This window comes from Streptomyces virginiae, from assembly GCF_000720455.1.
Classification (GTDB): domain Bacteria; phylum Actinomycetota; class Actinomycetes; order Streptomycetales; family Streptomycetaceae; genus Streptomyces; species Streptomyces virginiae.
The window spans coordinates 1-17331 of record NZ_JOAK01000012.1; the positions used below are offsets into that span (position 1 = coordinate 1).

The following is a 17331-nucleotide window of genomic DNA, read 5'->3' on the forward strand; positions in this document are numbered from 1 at the left end:
AACCTCGACGAAAGCAGCACCGAACAGCTCCGCCAGGGACTCGTCCCACTCGTCCGGCACGACACCACGCACGTCGTACGCCTTGACGATGTTCGAAAGATCTGCGGCCACTGCGTGCCCTCCTGAGGTTCTGTGCGGTTCGGCAAAACCTACCCTGAACCTGCAGCTCCACCGCAGATGACCCGAGCGTCAGGAATCGGGCGATCTGAGGACGCGCAGGTGTCCCCGACGGGTCTCGCCGGTGGCCTGGCCGCCCTTGCCGGTCCCGCCGGGACCGGCCGCGCGGCCCGGCGGGCGCGCGGCTTCGCGGACGGCGTTGGCCAGGGCTTCGAGGTCGTCGCCGCTGGGGCGCGACGGACCGGACCCGTCGGACAGACGGACGACCTCCCAGCCCCGCGGGGCTGTCAGGCGCTCCGAGTGCTCGGCGCACAGGTCGTAGCAGTGGGGTTCGGCGTAGGTGGCGAGCGGGCCGAGAACTGCGGTCGAATCGGCGTAGACGTACGTCAGTGTCGCGACGGCAGGGCGGCCGCACGCGGTGCGCGAACAGCGACGTACAAGGCTCACGACGTTGGACGGTACCGCACTCTTGACCGGGCCGCGACGACTCCACCTCTGCTCCCTCCCCCGTGTCGTGCTCGGAGCTACCCTGCGGGGGTGACGGACACCCCTCTGCCCCCTTGCCCCGCCGAGCCCCCCGCGGGGAGTCCCGTCGAGCCCAGAACGCGTCGGCGGGACCGGCACGGGCGCGGGATGCGCGGTCCGCTGGCCCCGCCGCAGGTGCCGCTGGCGGCGAGCCGGGCGGAGCTGTTCGGGGATCTCGTACGGGACTCCGTCGAGCGGCTGGAGCGGCGCTGGCCGCAGCTGTCGGAGGTGGAGTTCCTGGTCGGTGACGTGCCGGGGCCACCGGGCGGTCCGGACGGCGGCTGGAACGACGAGGCGGTGCCGCTCGGCGCGGTGTCGGAGCCCCGGCAGGGGCGGCCGGCCCGGATCGTGGTCTTCCGGCGGCCGGTGGAGATCCGTACGAAGTCGCGCGACGAGAAGGCGATGCTGGTCCACGAGATCGTGGTGGAGCAGGTGGCGGAGCTGCTGGGGCTCACTCCGGAGACCGTGGACCCCCGCTACGGCCAGGACTGATCCGGCCGCGACGGGGGTCCGGCCCGTCACCTGGTCAGGACGGAGAGGTCCTGGGCGGCCTTGGGCACCGACACCGTGGAGTGGTCGTCCGAGAGGCCCTGGACGGTGAACATCGTGATGCCGTCGTTCGGGAGGGACAGGGTGCGGGCCGCGTGGACCGGGCCGCCCGAGAGCGTCTCGACGGTGAGGGCGTAGGAGCCCTTCCCGCCGGCGGGGGCCAGCGTCAGCGTCTGCGTGGTGCCCGCCTTGACCGTGACCTCCTGGGAGGCCGGCTCGCCGCCGCCGGTGCCAGGGGACGCCGTCACCTTGACCTTCGCCTCGGCGCTCGGAGCGGTCAGCGCCAGCAGGGTGGTGTTCTCCTCGGGCCGGTTGTCGGCGACGGTGGCCCGGGCGCCGACCGGCCGGGTGGCCGGGACGAATCCCAGTTCCTGCTTGGCCCCGCTGCCGCGGACGACGCGTACCGCCGCGACCAGCGGGGCGGCCTTCTTGGCGTCGGTGGGGGCCAGCACCAGCGAGCCGGGCTCGCCGCGGGTCAGGTCCTTGAGGTCCATCACCGCCGTCATCCCGGCCTTGACGTGCAGCTGCTCGCTGCCGGCCGGGCTGATGGAGCCGCCCGGTCCGGCCAGGCGCAGCTTCAGGTCCGCGTCCTCCTCGCCGGGTACGAAGGCGACCAGCCGTACGGAGGTCGCGTCCGCCGGGATGCCGGGCAGCACCAGTGAGCCGGTCGGGTCGGTGGACGCGGGCAGCCAGTCGGCGCCGACGTTCTCCTCGGCGACCTGTACGGAGGCGCCCACCCGGCCGGCGCGGGTCGTCACGTGGGCGGTGGCGTCGGCGAGCTGGGTGGCGGGGAGGAGGGAGGAGAGCAGGACGGTCTTGGTGGACTTGGCGTCGACGCGGATGTTCTCGCCGGTGCCCGCCTCGGGCTTGGCCATGCCGTCGGGGCCGAAGAGGGTGATGTCGACGATGGCGGCCGCGTCGTCGGGGTTGGTGAGGTGGAGGTAGTCCTCGCGGCCCTTGGCGGTGCTGACCCCGGGGAACCAGAAGTCGGTGCCGGGCGCGGTGCAGCCGACGCCGAGCACGCCCCGGGCCCGGCCGACCGAGACCTTGGTGGTGAGCTGCGCCGTCCAGCCGGGGGCGAGGACCCCGTCGGCGCTGCCGGTGAGGGCGGGGGCGTCGGCTCCGTTGGCGGTGGCGCCGACGGGCTTGCCGGGTTCCTTGGGCTCCAGGACGGGTTTGGCGTCCTTGGTCGCGCCGAGCAGCCGGGCCGAGCCCTTGCCCTCGCCGGCGGCGGCGCCGGGCGTGAAGGAGGTGTACGTGGTCTCCGCGATGTCCGAGGAGCTGGGCCCGGGGCACACCAGCAGGGACCGCTCCACCGGCATCCGGGCGGAGGCGGCGGCCTTGCCGTCGGACGCCCCGCCCGCGGGGGCGGGCGCGGTGAGGGCGGCGACGCCGGTGAGGGCGGCCAGCGCGGCGGTCACGGCCGCCAGCGTCAGGGGTGCGCGCTGCTTCACTGCTGGGGGCTCCCGTCAGGACGCGGGTCGTGCTGTGCGTGGACGTCGTGGGGTGGGTACGGCTCGTAGGGCTCGTACGGGTAGGGGTAGTGCTGCCCGTCCTGGTCGTGGACCGGCTGGTGCGGCTGCTGCGGGTACGGGGTCCCGTAGGCCGCGCCGCCCTGCTGCTGGTCGTACCCGGTGTACTGCTGCTCGTACGGGTACTGCTGCTCGGGCTGCTCGGGCTGCTGGGGCTCGTAGGCGTAGCCGCCCTGGTCGTCGTACGCCTGGTACGCGTAGGACTCCTCGCCGTACACCGGCTGCGCGGGGATCTGCGCGTACGGGTCGGCGGCGGCCGCGGTCTCCACGGGGCCGGGGGCGGCGTCCGCCTCGGCCTCGGCGCGCAGCCGGCGGGCGCGGCGGCCTTCGCCGGCTTCGCCCGGGCCGGGGCGGGAGGTGGGCGCGGCCTCCTCCTCGGGCAGGTCGTCGTCGAGCTGGGCGCGCCGGCCGGGCAGGGCCATGACCAGCAGGACGAGGGCGAGCAGGCCCTGGGTCCAGTTCCAGGCGGTGCGCAGCGGGGAGTCCTCGTGGACGAGGTCGAGGCGGCCTCCGCCGGCGGGGAGCTCGAAGCCCTGGGCCCAGCCGTCGAGGGTCTTGGCCTTGAGGGGCTTGCCGTCGAGGGTGGCCTGCCAGCCGCCGTCGGCCCGGTCGGCGATGCGCAGCACGCGGCCGGCCTCGCCGGCGGGGATCTTGCCGTGGGCCTCGACGGGGCCGGCGGCGACCGGGATGGGGGCCTCGCCCTGCTTGGCGGAGACGATGACGGCGCGCGGCAGCCAGGGCTCGACGCCCCAGAGGGCGGTGCCGTCCTGCTGGTGGCGTCGGCTCAGGCCCGGGGTGGCGTCGAGGACGCGGCGGATGTCCTCGGGGCCGCCGGGGCGGAACATCACGAAGCGGACGGCGTAGGCGCTGAGCTGGCTGGACTGGTCGGCGCCGGAGCCGGCGACGAGGTTGGAGACGACCTTGTCGAGGCGGGGGTCGTCGCCGGTCCGGGCGGTGATCTCGGCGTCGCCGAGGCGGCCGCCGGGGCCGCGGACGAGGCTGTAGGAGACGGTGGCGGGCCGGTTGAGGTCGAGGAGCAGGGTGCGGGTCTGGTTGTCGTCGCCGCCGGCGTCGGCGACGAAGGCCGGCACCTGTACGGGGTCGCGGCGCTGGAGCGGGCCGTCGGCGCCGGCGACCACCCAGGTGGCCGCGGCGATGAGCGGGCCCGCGGCGGCGGCGAGGGCGATGAGGGCGGCGAGCGGCTGGCGCCAGCCGAAGTTGCGGGCGGCGACCCGGTCCTTGGCGCCGTCCGCGCCGACCGTGGCGGCGGCGAGGAGGGCGATTCCGTAGACGAGGGTGGCGGGTCCGGCCCAGGCGGTCCGGTTGGTGAGGACGGCGAGGAGGAGGGCGGCCAGGGCGGTGGCCCAGGCGGTGCGGACGGCGAACTGCCGGTCGGCGCGGAGCAGGGCCGCCAGGGCGGCGAGGACGACGCCGGCGAGCAGCAGGCGGGCGCCGGTGCCGGGGCCGCCGGGGCTGAGGCCGAGGAGGTCCAGGGCGCCCGCGGAGCCGGCGCCGTAGGGCAGTCCGGCTTCCTGGAGGAGGCGGCCGGGGTGCGTGAGCAGGCCCAGCGACCAGGGGGCGAGGACGAGGAGGGGGACGGCGAGGGTGGCGAGCAGCCGCAGGCCGTACGTCTTCCACTGTGCGCGGCGCAGGACGAGCGCGGCGGTGCCGAGGAGGACGGCGAGCGGCCAGGCGACCGGGGTGAAGGCGGTGGCCAGGGTCAGCAGGAGCGTGTACGTCCACACCGCGCGCCAGCCGCCCCGCTGTTCGGGTGCGGCGTGCTCGCCGAGGCCGAAGGCGGCGATGGCGGAGCGGGCGATGAGGGGGAGCACGACGGCGAGGACGGCGGTGCCGAGGCGGCCGCCCGCGAGGGCGCCGGTGACGGCGGGGAGGAAGGCGTAGGCGGTGGCGGCCCAGGCGCGCAGCAGCCGGGATTCGACGAGCGGCCGGGAGGCGAAGTAGGCGGTGAGGCCGGCCAGCGGCACGGATCCGACGAGCAGGAGGGTCAGGGCGGCCTGGGTGGAGCCGAACAGCAGGGTGGAGAGGGCGCCGAGGGCGGCCAGGTAGGGCGGTGCGGAGGCGGTGGAGCCGGTGCCCACGGGGTGCCAGCCGTCGGTGTGGATGTTCCACAGGTCGAGGCCGCTGTCGGGGGCGGGCAGCAGGGCGCCGCCCATGAGGGAGCCGCCGCCGATCAGGGCGCGGCAGGCCGCGAGGGAGACCAGAAGGAGCAGTCCGAAGAGGAAGGGTGCGGGGTTGCGCGCGATCCGCTTGAGGCGTGCGAAGCGCTCGGTCTCCTGGTAGTCGCCGTCCTCGCCGGGTGCGCTCAGGATGCTGGCGCCGCCGTGGCGGCCGGCGGGGGCGGAGTCGGTGTGGCGGTCGCCGCCGAAGTACCCGGCGAGCTGTTCGGCGTTGGCCCGCAGGGAGGCTCCCGGCGGCGGGAAGAGCTGGCGCAGTTCGGAGGCGGGGACGGCCGGGCGGCTGCGGGCCTTGCGGGCGGCGAGCAGGCGGCCGGGGCGCAGCAGGGTGGCGAGGAGGCCGGTGATCTCGTCGACGGCCTGGCCGGGGGCCTTGCCGATCAGGTAGGCGAGGGTGCGCAGGACGGTGCCGAGGACGACGCGCAGCAGTACGTAGGGCAGGGCGCGGCCGGAGCTGTTGGCGAGGATCGTGTAGACGGCGCCGGCCTTGTCGACGCGGTGCGGGCCGGCGGTGGTGCGGCCGGCGCAGTCGACGGTCCGGCGTTCGCGGGCGGAGGCCTCGGCGTGGCGCATGACGGCGTCGGGGGCGACGAGGACGGTGTGGCCGGCGCTCTGGGCGCGCCAGCACAGGTCGACGTCGTCGCGCATGAGGGGCAGGCGCCGGTCGAAGCCGCCGAGGTCGTCGTAGACGTCGCGGCGTACGAGCATGCCGGCGGTGGAGACGGAGAGGACGGGGCGGACCTGGTCGTGCTGGCCCTGGTCCTGTTCGCGGCGGTCGAGGCCGGTCCAGCGGCGGCCGCTGCGGGCGATGGTGACGCCGGCTTCGAGGAGCTGCTTCTTGTCGTACCAGCCGCGGAGCTTGGGGCCGATGATCGCGGCGTCGGGGTTCTCGTCGGCGACGCGGAGCAGTTCGGTGAGGGCGTCGGGTTCGGGGGCGCTGTCGTCGTGCAGGAGCCAGAGCCACTGGACGGGTTCGCCGTGGGGGAGGTCGGGGAGGTCGTAGGCGTCGTCGCGCCACGTGCGGCTGACGGGGTCCCAGCCGCTGGGGCGCTTGAGGTACGGGAGGTCCTCGGGGCTCAGGGTGCCTGCGGTGCGCGCGGATTCGTCGACGGCGGTGCCGAATCCGGTGCGGCGGGCGAGGTGGAGGACGCGGTCGTCGCCGAGGGCTTCGGTGAGGAGCCGCGCGGACTCGTCGGCGCTGCCGGTGTCGGCGGCGACGTGGTTCTGCGCGGGGCGTTCCTGGCCGAGGAGGCCGGCGAGCGTCCGGGGCAGCCAGCGGGCGCCGTCGTGGGCGACGAGGACCGCGGTGACGACGTGCCGGGGGAACTGTGGTGTGTCGGGGGCCTGGTAGGAGGCCGTCGACTGGCTGTGCAGGGACATCGCGGTACGGGCCCTCCGGCCGGGGGTCCGGGGGTGGTGTGCCCTCGGAGGCTGCTGGACAGCGCCCCACCCTAACGGCTGCCAAAGCAGCGGTCCGCCTCCTGCGGGGAAGGTGCAGGAGGCGGACCGTGTGTGGTGCTCTTCGTTCGGCTGTGCGTCGTGCTCGACGTCTTGCTCGGATATTCGGATATGTCGTGCGGGGTGCCGCGGGTGCCGGGCCGTTGGCGCTCCGGCGGTGTCAGACGGCTGCCTTTTTCAGGCGCCGGCGCTCGCGCTCGGACAGGCCGCCCCAGATGCCGAATCGCTCGTCGTTGGCGAGGGCGTACTCAAGGCATTCGGAGCGGACCTCGCAGGCGAGGCAGACCTTCTTGGCCTCACGGGTGGAGCCGCCCTTCTCGGGAAAGAAGGATTCGGGGTCGGTCTGGGCGCACAGGGCGCGCTCCTGCCATCCGAGCTCCTCGTCCGCTTCCTCGACCAGCAGTTCCTGAAACAGCTCGGTCATGTGCGCCCCTCGCTCTGTTGGTGCGTCCCCGTGGTCACGTCGTCACTCATTGCTACGTAACGACACGAGTGAAATTACAAGTGCGTGGCTCCGGGGCAGTCAAGCCGAGATCTGCTATTGGGCCCCTTATTCACTCTGCGGAACCAAGCCTATGCAGAAAGTGTTCATATCGCCAAAAATCGTGACACATGCCATCGGCGTCCTCAGATGTCACCTTCACCCGTTATCCACGCGTCACCTCGGAGTGGGGTTGCGATCGGCCCCGAAGAGCGGCGCAGATCACATTCAGGTCACGATGGCGAGATCAGGTTTAGCCCCGGCGCAGCGCAATTGCCCCGCCCTGGACTGCACAAACCTTTCTCCGCTCACAGTAACCGGATGAGGTGAAACTTTTCCCCCAAACCGGACATTGGGTTGACAGCCGGACCCCAAACCCGGTCTCCTTGTTCGCATGTCAGCGCCCGCAGCCACCACCCGGACCCCCATTCGTGGGTTCCTGTGCGCTGCCCAGGTTCGCTGTTGCTGTTGCTGCTGTTGATGCCCGTGGAGCCTCGGCTCCCCAGAGCTCCGGCACTCCCCCACAGCGACCGCCAGCACGACTGACATCCGTCGAGGTACACCCCGATGAACAGCACCACCACCAGCGCCACCACCGCTCCCGCGACCGCCGTCACCGACGCGACCGCCACCACCGTCGCCACCGCCGCCACCGTCGAGAGCGACCTCCAGATCGCCGGCGACATCCTCGCCGTCCAGCACCTCCTCCAGCCCGCCCGCGAACATCCGGCCACCGTCGCCGAGTTCGTCGGCCTGGCCCGCTCCATCGCCGAGGACCGCGCCTCCTGGGAGCACCTCGTCCGGTACGACGCCACCACCCGCTGGTACCACCGGCTGCGCACCGGCCCCGGCTACGAGGTCTGGCTGCTCAGCTGGGTCCCCGGCCAGGGCAGCGGCCTGCACGACCACGGCGCCTCCTCCGGCGTCCTGACGGTCCTGGAGGGCGAGCTCACCGAGCACACCTCCCGCGGACGGCTCACCCACCGCGCCGGCGGCCAGCGCGTCTTCGCCCCCGGCTACGCACACGAGGTCGTCAACGACACCCTCGACGGCGCGGTCAGCCTGCACGTCTACTTCCCCGGGCTGACCGAGATGCCGATGCACAGCTGCTCCCCGGCCGAATCCGAGTCCGTCCCCGCCTGACGCCGCCTGACGCCGAGCGGCCTGACGGTCCCGCCCGCCGCCCGGCTGACAGACTGTCCGCATGCGCATTGTTGTTCTGGCCGGCGGTATAGGCGGCGCCCGGTTCCTGTCCGGACTCAAGTCGGCGGTGCCCGACGCGGACATCACGGTCATCGGCAACACCGGTGACGACATTCACCTCTTCGGGCTCAAGGTCTGCCCCGACCTGGACACGGTGATGTACACCCTCGGCGGTGGCATCAACGAGGACCAGGGCTGGGGCCGCGCCGACGAGTCCTTCACCGTCAAGGAGGAACTCGCCGCCTACGGGGTCGGACCCACGTGGTTCGGCCTCGGGGACCGCGACTTCGCCACCCACATCGTCCGCACGCAGATGCTCGGCGCCGGCTACCCGCTGAGCGCCGTCACCGAAGCCCTCTGCGACCGCTGGCAGCCCGGGGTGCGACTGCTGCCCATGTCCGACGACCGGGTCGAGACCCACGTCGCGATCACCGAGGCCGGTACCGGGGAGCGCCGGGTCGTGCACTTCCAGGAGTACTGGGTCCGGCTGCGCGCCTCGCTCGACGCCGAGGCCGTCGTACCCGTGGGGGCCGAGCAGGCCAAGCCCGCGCCCGGCGTGCTGGAGGCCATCGCCGCGGCCGACGTGATCGTCTTCCCGCCGTCCAACCCCGTGGTGTCGGTGGGCACCATCCTCGCCGTGCCCGGCATCCGGGAGGCCGTGGCCGCGGCCGACGCCCCCGTCGTGGGCCTGTCCCCCATCGTCGGCGGCGCGCCCGTGCGCGGGATGGCCGACAAGGTGCTCGCCGCCGTGGGCGTCGAGGCCACCGCCGCCGCGGTAGCCCTGCACTACGGGACCGAGCTGCTCGACGGCTGGCTGGTCGACACCGCCGACGCGGACGCGGTCGCCGAGGTGGAGGCCGCCGGGATCACCTGCCGCGCGGTGCCGCTGATGATGACCGACCTGGAGGCCACCGCCGAGATGGCCCGGGCCGCGCTGGAGCTGGCGGAGGCCTCTCGGTGACGGCGGCGCCCTCCTACGAGGTGCGGGCCGTCGAAGGGATACCGGAGGTCAGGCCGGGCGACGACCTGGCGAAGCTGATCACGACGGCCGCGCCCGACCTGCGCGACGGCGACGTCCTGCTCGTCACCTCGAAGATCGTCTCCAAGGCCGAGGGGCGGATCGTGCGCGCGGACTCGCGCGAGGCCGCCATCGACGCGGAGACCGTACGGGTCGTCGCGCGCCGGGGCGCGCTGCGGATCGTCGAGAACCGGCAGGGCCTGGTGATGGCCGCGGCCGGTGTGGACGCCTCCAACACCACCCCGGGCACGGTGCTGCTGCTGCCGCAGGACCCGGACGCCTCGGCCGCCGCGATCCGCGCCGGGGTGCGCGACGCGCTCTGCGTGGACGTGGGCGTGGTCGTGACGGACACCTTCGGGAGGCCGTGGCGCAACGGGCTGACCGACGTGGCCATCGGCTCGGCCGGGGTGCGGGTCCTGGACGACCTGCGCGGCGCCACCGACGCCCACGGCAATCCGCTGAGCGCGACGGTGGTGGCGACGGCGGACGAGCTCGCCGCCGCCGGCGACCTGGTCAAGGGCAAGGCGGCCGGGCTGCCGGTGGCCGTCGTGCGCGGACTGGCGCACGTGATGGGCGAGGGCGCCTCGGCCCGGGACCTGGTGCGCGCCCCGGCCGACGACATGTTCCGGCTGGGGACCTCGGAGGCGGTACGGGAAGCCGTGACGCAGCGCCGGACCGTACGGGCCTTCACGGCGGAGCCGGTGGACCCGGGCGCGGTGCGGCGGGCGGTGGCGGCGGCCGTGACGGCACCGGCACCGCACCACACGACGCCGTGGCGGTTCGTGCTGCTGGAGTCCGAGTCCTCGCGGGTCCGGCTGCTGGACGCGATGCGGGACGCGTGGATCGCCGACCTGCGCTCGGACGGCAAGTCCGAGGAGTCCATCGCGAAGCGGGTACGGCGCGGGGACGTGCTGCGGGCCGCCCCGTACCTGGTGGTGCCGTGTCTGGTGACGGACGGGGCACACCACTACGGGCACGCCCGGCGGGACGCCGCCGAGCGGGAGATGTTCGTGGTGGCGATGGGCGCGGGCGTGCAGAACCTGCTGGTCGCGCTGGCCGGTGAGCGGCTGGGGTCGGCGTGGGTGTCCTCGACGATGTTCTGCCGGGACGTGGTGCGGGAGGTGCTGGAGCTGCCCGCGGACTGGGACCCGATGGGGACCGTGGCGGTCGGCCACCCGGCGGCGGCGCCGCCGCAGCGGCCGGGGCGTGCGGCGGAGGACTTCGTCCGGGTGCGGTGACGCCCGCGGCGGGCCCGGCGGACCGGCGGGCCCCCGCCTGCCCTGCCGGGCGGGCCCGCTGCGGCCTGATCGGCGGGGCCACCCGCGGCCAACGCCCTGCGGACACGACCTAGAAGCGGCCGATGTCGCTGCGGTACATGCGGGGGCTGCGGCGGGGCGGGGTGCGGCCCGCCAGGAGGATGAGGCGGGCCGCGCGGTGGCGCTGGCCGGCGTACGGGGCGAGGAGCTCCAGCATGGCCGCGTCGTCGGCGTCGCGGTCGCCGGCGAGGGCGTAGCCGATGATGCCGGGCAGGTGCAGGTCGCCGGTGGTGACGGCGTCGGGGTGGCCGTTGCTGCGCTGGAGGGTCTCGGCGGAGGTCCACGGGCCGATGCCGGGGACGGCCTCCAGCCGTCGTGCGGCCTCGGGCAGGTCCATGGCCGCCGCCTCCTCCAGGCGGTTCGCGACGCGTACGGCCCGGACGATGGTGTCGGAGCGTTTGGCGTCGACCCCGGCCTTGTGCCAATCCCAGGACGGGATCAGCGCCCAGGTGCGGGGGTCGGGCATGACGTAGAGGTTCTGCCCGTGGGGGCCGGGGGCGGGCTCGCCGTACTGCCGTACGAGGCGGCGCCAGGCGCGGTAGGCCTCGTCGGCGGTGACCTTCTGCTCCAGGACCGTGGGGATCAGGGACTCCAGCACCAGGCCGGTGCGGGTCAGGCGCAGGCCCGGACGACTGCGGTGGCTGGCGTGCACGAGGCGGTGGCGGGGGACGAAGACCGCCGGGTCGTCGCCGGCGCCGAGCAGCGCGGGCAGTTGGTCGAGCAGCCATGCTGCGCCGGCGCCCCAGGCCTCGGCGTCGATCTCGGTGCCGGCCGGTCCGGTGCGGGAGACGCGCAGGGTGGCGGGCCCTTCGGGGGTCCGGGTGGCGCGCCAGACGGAGCCGTCGGGTGTGGTGCGGAAAGTGGGGTCGCCGGGGCCGCGGCGCAGCGGGCCGAGGGTGAGGCCGAGGTCGACGGGGCCGTCGGGGACCCAGCGGCGCTCCCCGGCCCCGCCGCCCGCACTGCTTGCGCGCCCCGGCGGCACGTCGGTGCGCCCGCCGCGCACGGCGGTCCGGTTGAGGGGGTCGAAGCGGCCGGCCATGTACCGAGCCTAAGCGCTCCGCGGTGCCGCCATAGGTGGCACCGGCCCGGCGGGCGCCGGCGGGAGGGACCCGGGCCCGCGGAACACCTGGCGGCGGTGCCGGAGCTGCGGCGCGGGCGCCGGCCGCCCGGCCCCGCCCGGCCCCGGCTCCCGGGGCGGGGACGGGTGGGCCGGGCGGGACCTGCGTGACCGGCGAGACACCCCCTACGGGCGGCCCTGGAGTTTGGCCGAGGAGGTGCGGGTCGTCGGGAGTTTGCCGTAGAGCTTCTTGCCGGGGCATTCCGTGGCGAAGCCGTCGCGGTGGCCCGAGATGACGTTCATCGAGACGTTCCGGCCCTTCGGGTAGCGGTTGCCGCCGCCCGACTTGAGGGTGGTCTTCGCGCGCGGGTCCCGGCCGAAGAGGCCGAGCTTCCAGGCGGTGAGGCGGGCGACCGCGTCGACGGCGGCGGCAGGCGGCGCGGAGGAGGTGAAGGTGCCGAGCACCGCCACGCCCATGCTGTCCGTGTTGAAGCCCATCGTGTGCGCGCCGAGGACCGGCTTGGCGACGCCGCCCGCGCGGCCCTCGTAGACCGTGCCGCACTTGTCGACGGCGAAGTTGTAGCCGAAGTCGCGCCAGCCGCTGCTGACCACGTGGTAGCGGTACAGGCTGCGCAGCACCGCCGGGGCGTCCTTGCAGGCGTAGTTGTTGCCGGAGGCGCTGTGGTGGACGAACGCCGCCTTCACGGTGTTCGTGTAGGCGAAGGCCTTCTCGCGCAGGGACTCGTCCGCGCCCCACCCCTTGCGGGTGACGATCCGCGGGCGCGGGCCGATGTACGGGGCGGCCGCCGCGGTCAGTTCGCCGTCGCTGGCGAAGACGGCGTCGGCGGTGGAGTCGGCCTTGTTCAGCTCGGTGATCTCGTTCGCGCCGAGCTGGGCGTGCGGCACGTTCGCCGCGGAGGCCTCGGCCATCTCCATCGTCAGGCCGGGCGCCACGATCTCGCCCTTGTCGTCGCCCGGGCCGCTGTTCTTGCCGTCCGTGGGCCCCGCGGGCGGCGCCGCGCCCGGGTCGACGAGTTCGATCCGCATGCCCGAGGGCAGCCGGGATCCCGCGCGGGTGGCCGGGGCGTCCGTTTCCGCCTGGACGCGGACCTCCACGCCGTCGGACTCGCCGACCCACAGCGGGGCGGTGGCGCCGCGGACCCGGCCGGAGCCGCGCTCCACCGCGTCGGGGTCGGCCGCGTGCTCGCTGTTGTGGACCTCGACGTCCTGCCAGTCGGACCAGGTCGCGGTCCGGGTGGAACGCGTACGGACCTGGACGCGGCCGTTGAGCTGGGTGGCGACGTCGTCCCAGACGACACCGACCAGCGAGAACGTCTTGACCTCACGGGCGGTCAGGCCCTGCGTCTCGGGACCGCGGGGCGAGGCGCTCATGCCGGGGACGCCGGGGCTGCGGTCCGCCGCGGGTCCCACGGGGGCGAGCGGCAGCGACTGGGTGGACCCGGCCGGGGTCACGGGGACGGTTTCGGCGAGTGCTGGAGTCGGGAGCGCGAGGGGCAGGGCCAGTGCGGCGGCCGTCGCGACGCCGATCGAGGAAGCAAGGAATCCACGCATGAAAAGGATGGTGAACACGCGCACCACGGGGCGCCATCCGAGATCTGATGCTCCGTCCGCTGCGCCGCCGATACCCCTCCCCCGTACGGAGGAGCCGCGGGCCCCCGTACGGGGGAGGGCCCCGCGTACGCTGTGCCGGGTGAACGCCATGACCCGCACCCCTGCCGACCTGCTGCGATCCGCGCTCGCCGCCGATCCGGGCCGTCCGCTCGTCACCTTCTACGACGACGCCACCGGCGAACGCGTCGAATTGTCCGTCGCGACCTTCGCCAATTGGGTGGCCAAGACCGCGAATCTGCTCCAGGGCGACCTGGGGGCCGAGCCCGGGGACCGGCTCGCTCTGCTGCTCCCCGCGCACTGGCAGAGCGCCGTGTGGCTGCTCGCCTGCGACTCGGTCGGGGTCGTGGCCTCGGTGGGCGGCGACCCGGGCGGCGCCGATCTCGTCGTCAGCGGCCCGGACACGCTGGAGCGGGCCCTGGAGTGCGGCGGCGAGCGGGTGGCGCTCGCCCTGCGGCCGCTGGGCGGGCGCTTCCCGCAGCCACCGGCCGGGTTCGCGGACTACGCGGTGGAGGTGCCGGGCCAGGGCGACCGCTTCGCCCCGTTCTCCCCGGTGGATCCCGCAGGTCCCGCGCTGATCGTCGGCGGCGAGGAGCTCTCCCACACGGCACTGGTCGACCGGGCCCGCGAGGACGCGGCGAAGCTCGGCCTGGGCGAGGGCTCGCGGGTACTGACCGGGCTGGGCTACGACACCTGGGAGGGACTGTCCGCCGGGCTGTACGCCGCGCTGGCGGCGGGGGCCTCGGTGGTGCTCTGCCGAAACCTGGACCGGCTGTCGCCCGAGGGGCTGGCCCAGCGGACCGAGAGCGAGCGCGTCACCCACACGGTCTGACTCCGGCGCGCGGCCCGTCACCCACACTGATCAATCTCGGGAACGGTCGATCTGTCACCCGGACGGCCCTAGACACGCCCCCGCCCCCGGGCTGCTCCGGCGCCCCGGGGGCAGGATCGGCAGTGGCCGTGCTCACCCGTACGGCTGCTCGCAGCGGCGAGGGGACGGACGCCAGTGACGGACAGCGCAGGCATACCGGGCGGCACCGACGCGGCCGGAGGCGAACGACGGCCTCCGCGGAACCGCAGGCGTCGGCTGCTGCGCTGGATCGGTCTCGGGCTGGCCCTGCTGGTGCTGGTGGGGACGGCCGCCGGCTGGTGGCTCTACAACAAGCTCGACGGGAACATCACCGAGGACACCTCGGCCGCGGCCGAGCTGGCGCGCTACGAGCGCGAACGCCCGGCGCACCTCGCCACGGGCGCCCAGAACATCCTGCTGATCGGCTCCGACTCCCGCTCGGGCAGGGGAAACGCCGGGTACGGGGAGGACAAGGGCACCCAGCGCTCGGACACCACGATCCTGCTGCACCTGCCCCAGGACCGCCGGAGCGCGACCGCGGTGTCGATACCCCGGGACCTCATGACGCAGATCCCCTCCTGCCTGCGGCCGGACGGGAGCCGCACCGGCGCCTCCTTCGCGCAGTTCAACTGGGCGTTCGAGTGGGGCGGGGCCGCCTGCACCATCCGGACCGTGGAGAAGCTCACGGGCATCCGGATCGACCACCACATGGTCATCGACTTCAGCGGGTTCAAGCGGATGGTCGATGCCGTCGGCGGGGTGGAGGTGTGCCTCGCCAAGCCGATCGACGACGTGCAGGCCAAGCTGCGGCTGCCCGCCGGTCTGCAGACCCTCCGGGGCGAGCAGGCGCTCGGGTTCGTCCGCGCCCGGCACAGCCTGGGCAACGGCAGTGACACCGAACGGATGGGCCGCCAGCAGCAGTTCCTCGGCTCGCTCGTCAAGAAGGTGCAGAGCAACGGCGTTCTGCTGAACCCGACGCGGCTGTACCCGCTGCTGGACGCCGCGACGTCCTCGCTGACCACCGACCCCGGACTGGCCTCGCTGCGCAACATGTACGAACTCGTGCGGGGCGTACGGGACATACCGACCGATCGCGTCACGTTCCTGACCGTTCCGCGCCGACCCTACGCCCCCAACCCCAACCGGGACGAGCTGGTGGAACCGGACGCCACACGGCTGTTCCGGCAGCTGCGGGAGGACGAGCCGGTGACGGTGACCCCGCCGGAGCCGTCGGCTTCGAGCGCCGCCCGGACCCCCGCCCCGACCGCCACTGACGCGGTTCCGGAAGGGAATTCGACCGGCGAGGCAACCACGACGCCCTCCGCACCCATCCCTACCTTCACAGGAACGACCGCAGGGAACGCAGAGTGCCGGTAAAGCAATCCCAAAAGCCGGTGACCGAACCGAGTGGGATGGGCGGTTCACCCCGTTATAAGGGGAGTGGAATTTGTCACCACCATGGTTTGCGGCCGAACAGGACGGATAAGGTGAGCGATCCGGTGCCCGGCCGGACCGGAGACCGGGTACCAGCAGCCGGATCGTTGACCGTGCGCCTTGGGGAGGCGCGTCGCGAGGCACCCGACGGAGGATTCGAGCAACCGTGGATGCGCAAAGCCGTGGGCGGGCGGACGAGATCGACCCCGCAGACCAGTGGGTGCTCAATCCCCGCACCGGCCACTACGAGCTGCAATTGAACGACTCCGCAGCGCGAGAGCGGCCCAAGGTGGGCGCGCCCCGCAGATCCTCGTCGGCACCCTCCGCCCCCACCGCACCCTCCCCCGGCGTGCCGGGGCCGCGCCGCGGCGACGCCCCGCCCGGGGGCCGCAGGGGCGGCCGCTCGCGCAAGGGCGGCGGCGGCAGCGGTGGCGGACGCCGCAAGAAGGCCCTGCTGATCACCAGTGGGACGCTGGCGTTCCTGCTGGTCGGCGGCGCCACGGCGGCGTACCTCTACTACGACCACCTGAACGGCAACCTCAGCGTCACCGACATCGCGGGCGCCGGCACCGGCGGCTTCAAGAAGGACCAGGCCATCAACATCCTGGTCATCGGCACCGACAAGCGCAGCGGTGCGGGCAACGAGGGCTACGGCGACAAGGACAGCGTCGGCCACGCCGACACCACGATCCTGTTCCACATCGCCAAGGACCGCTCCAACGCCACCGCGCTGTCCATCCCCCGCGACCTGATCACGAACATCCCGGACTGCCCGACGAAGCAGCCCGACGGCACCACCAAGGCGATCCGCGGCACGAAGGGCGTGCGCTTCAACAACAGCCTGGGCCAGGAGGGCCGTGACGCGGGCTGCACGATGCGCACGGTCAAGGAGCTCACCGGCATAGAGGTCGACAACTTCATGATGGTCGACTTCAACGCTGTGAAGACCCTGAGCACGGCGGTGGGCGGCGTGCCCGTGTGCCTGGAGAAGGCCGTCGACGACGAGGACTCCAAGCTCAAGCTCTCCCAGGGCGAGCACCGGCTGGAGGGCGAGCAGGCGCTGGCCTTCGTACGGACCCGGCACGCCTTCGGCAACGAGAGCGACCTGGACCGGATCAAGACCCAGCAGCAGTTCCTCGGGTCGATGATGCGCGAGATGAAGTCCAAGGAGACGCTGACCAGCCCGAAGAAGTTCTTCTCGCTGGCGGAGGCGGCCACCAAGTCGCTGACCGTCGACCAGGGTCTGGGGTCCATCGACAAACTCACCGACCTCGCGGGCGAGTTGAAGGACATCGACCTCAAGAACATCACCTTCACCACCATGCCGGTGCTCGACAACCCCGCCGAGCCGGCGAACCGCAAGGCGACCGTCATCGTCAACCAGGGCCTCGCCGACCCGCTGTTGCAGATGATCCGGGGGGACGTCTCGCTCACGGAGGTCGAGAAGAAGGAGCAGGCGGCGAAGGAGGCGGCCGACGCGGACGCGAAGGCCAAGCAGGACGCGCTGCTCCAGGGCAACCGGGCGCCCGCCGGGGACGTACGGGTGAGCGTCTACAACGGCGGCGGACCCTCGGGCTCCGCCTCCACCACGCTGAAGTGGCTGCAGGACACCAAGGGGATGTCCAAGACCAGCAACCAGGGCAACGCCCCGGCGAAGGTCGGCGCCACCCAGCTGGAGTACGCGCCCAACCAGGCCGACCAGGCCCGGGCGCTCGCGGACGCCATGGGGCTGCCCGCCACCGCGCTGAAGATGGGGACGACGGACGCGGCGGCGAAGACCCCGATGAAGCTGACGCTGGGTCCGGACTTCCAGAAGCCCGGCACCCCGCTGGCGCCGCCGGTTCCGCAGGAGCTGCCCAAGGACGTCCAGCAGGCGCAGGCCGACAAGGCGATCTGCGCCAAGTAGCGGGACGTTGCCGGTCGGACCGGCGCAATGTCGACCAAGAAGGACCTTGAGGGGGATACGC

General features: G+C 73.6%; 13 protein-coding genes. 7 read left to right on the forward strand and 6 right to left on the reverse strand.

What is annotated here, in order from left to right; translation table 11 throughout:
- Positions 1 to 189: 189 nt before the first annotated feature.
- Positions 190 to 564 carry a DUF3499 domain-containing protein gene (locus IG86_RS0118940; protein WP_030659884.1) on the reverse strand — a complete coding sequence of 125 codons (375 nt, stop codon included), beginning with the start codon at positions 562 to 564 and terminating at the stop codon, positions 190 to 192.
- 90 nt (positions 565 to 654) lie between these two features.
- On the opposite strand from IG86_RS0118940, the gene IG86_RS0118945 reads away from it, so the two are divergent.
- On the forward strand, positions 655 to 1134 hold the full coding sequence (locus tag IG86_RS0118945; protein WP_385872772.1) for a metallopeptidase family protein: 480 nt from the start codon (positions 655 to 657) through the stop codon (positions 1132 to 1134).
- A gap of 26 nt (positions 1135 to 1160) precedes the next feature.
- On the opposite strand, the gene IG86_RS0118950 is transcribed toward IG86_RS0118945, so the two are convergent.
- The 3 genes from IG86_RS0118950 to IG86_RS0118960 form a co-directional block, all read right to left on the reverse strand.
- Positions 1161 to 2645, reverse strand: coding sequence for a DUF5719 family protein (locus IG86_RS0118950; RefSeq protein ID WP_030898189.1), 1485 nt, complete (start codon positions 2643 to 2645; stop codon positions 1161 to 1163).
- Complete coding sequence (locus tag IG86_RS0118955; RefSeq protein WP_051785272.1) at positions 2642 to 6298, reverse strand: glycosyltransferase family 2 protein; 3657 nt, start codon at positions 6296 to 6298, stop codon at positions 2642 to 2644. Before IG86_RS0118955 ends, IG86_RS0118950 begins: the two co-directional genes overlap by 4 nt.
- Positions 6299 to 6536: 238 nt before the next feature.
- On the reverse strand, positions 6537 to 6800 hold the full coding sequence (locus IG86_RS0118960) for a WhiB family transcriptional regulator (RefSeq protein WP_003983763.1): 264 nt from the start codon (positions 6798 to 6800) through the stop codon (positions 6537 to 6539).
- 624 nt (positions 6801 to 7424) lie between these two features.
- Here IG86_RS0118960 and IG86_RS0118965 point away from each other — a divergent pair.
- The 3 genes from IG86_RS0118965 to IG86_RS0118975 all read left to right on the forward strand — a co-directional run bounded on the left by IG86_RS0118965 (position 7425) and on the right by IG86_RS0118975 (position 10316).
- Entirely contained in the window at positions 7425 to 8000 is a 576-nt protein-coding gene (locus IG86_RS0118965; protein WP_244305933.1) for a cysteine dioxygenase, read from the forward strand.
- Between the two features lie 61 nt (positions 8001 to 8061).
- Entirely contained in the window at positions 8062 to 9021 is a 960-nt protein-coding gene (gene cofD, locus IG86_RS0118970; protein WP_030827733.1) for a 2-phospho-L-lactate transferase, read from the forward strand.
- Positions 9018 to 10316, forward strand: coding sequence for a coenzyme F420-0:L-glutamate ligase (locus IG86_RS0118975; protein ID WP_030827731.1), 1299 nt, complete (start codon positions 9018 to 9020; stop codon positions 10314 to 10316). Before cofD ends, IG86_RS0118975 begins: the two co-directional genes overlap by 4 nt.
- A gap of 109 nt (positions 10317 to 10425) precedes the next feature.
- Here the strand turns inward: IG86_RS0118975 and IG86_RS0118980 are convergent, their stop codons facing one another.
- Together IG86_RS0118980 and IG86_RS0118985 are read right to left on the reverse strand one after the other, a co-directional pair.
- The gene (locus tag IG86_RS0118980; protein ID WP_030827728.1) at positions 10426 to 11433 is read right to left on the reverse strand and encodes a DNA-3-methyladenine glycosylase family protein; all 1008 of its coding nucleotides are present in this window, start codon (positions 11431 to 11433) and stop codon (positions 10426 to 10428) included.
- A gap of 204 nt (positions 11434 to 11637) precedes the next feature.
- Positions 11638 to 13023, reverse strand: coding sequence for a peptidoglycan recognition protein family protein (locus IG86_RS0118985; RefSeq protein WP_030827725.1), 1386 nt, complete (start codon positions 13021 to 13023; stop codon positions 11638 to 11640).
- 139 nt (positions 13024 to 13162) lie between these two features.
- On the opposite strand from IG86_RS0118985, the gene IG86_RS0118990 reads away from it, so the two are divergent.
- From IG86_RS0118990 to IG86_RS0119000, 3 genes are all read left to right on the forward strand, one after another.
- Positions 13163 to 13912 (forward strand): TIGR03089 family protein, encoded by a 750-nt coding sequence (locus IG86_RS0118990; RefSeq protein ID WP_030827722.1) that lies wholly within the window; start codon positions 13163 to 13165, stop codon positions 13910 to 13912.
- Between the two features lie 174 nt (positions 13913 to 14086).
- Complete coding sequence (locus IG86_RS0118995; RefSeq protein WP_030827721.1) at positions 14087 to 15307, forward strand: LCP family protein; 1221 nt, start codon at positions 14087 to 14089, stop codon at positions 15305 to 15307.
- A 223-nt stretch (positions 15308 to 15530) separates the two neighbouring features.
- A complete protein-coding gene (locus tag IG86_RS0119000; protein WP_030898200.1) occupies positions 15531 to 17270 on the forward strand; it encodes an LCP family protein in 1740 nt (579 codons plus the stop codon).
- Positions 17271 to 17331: the final 61 nt, after the last annotated feature.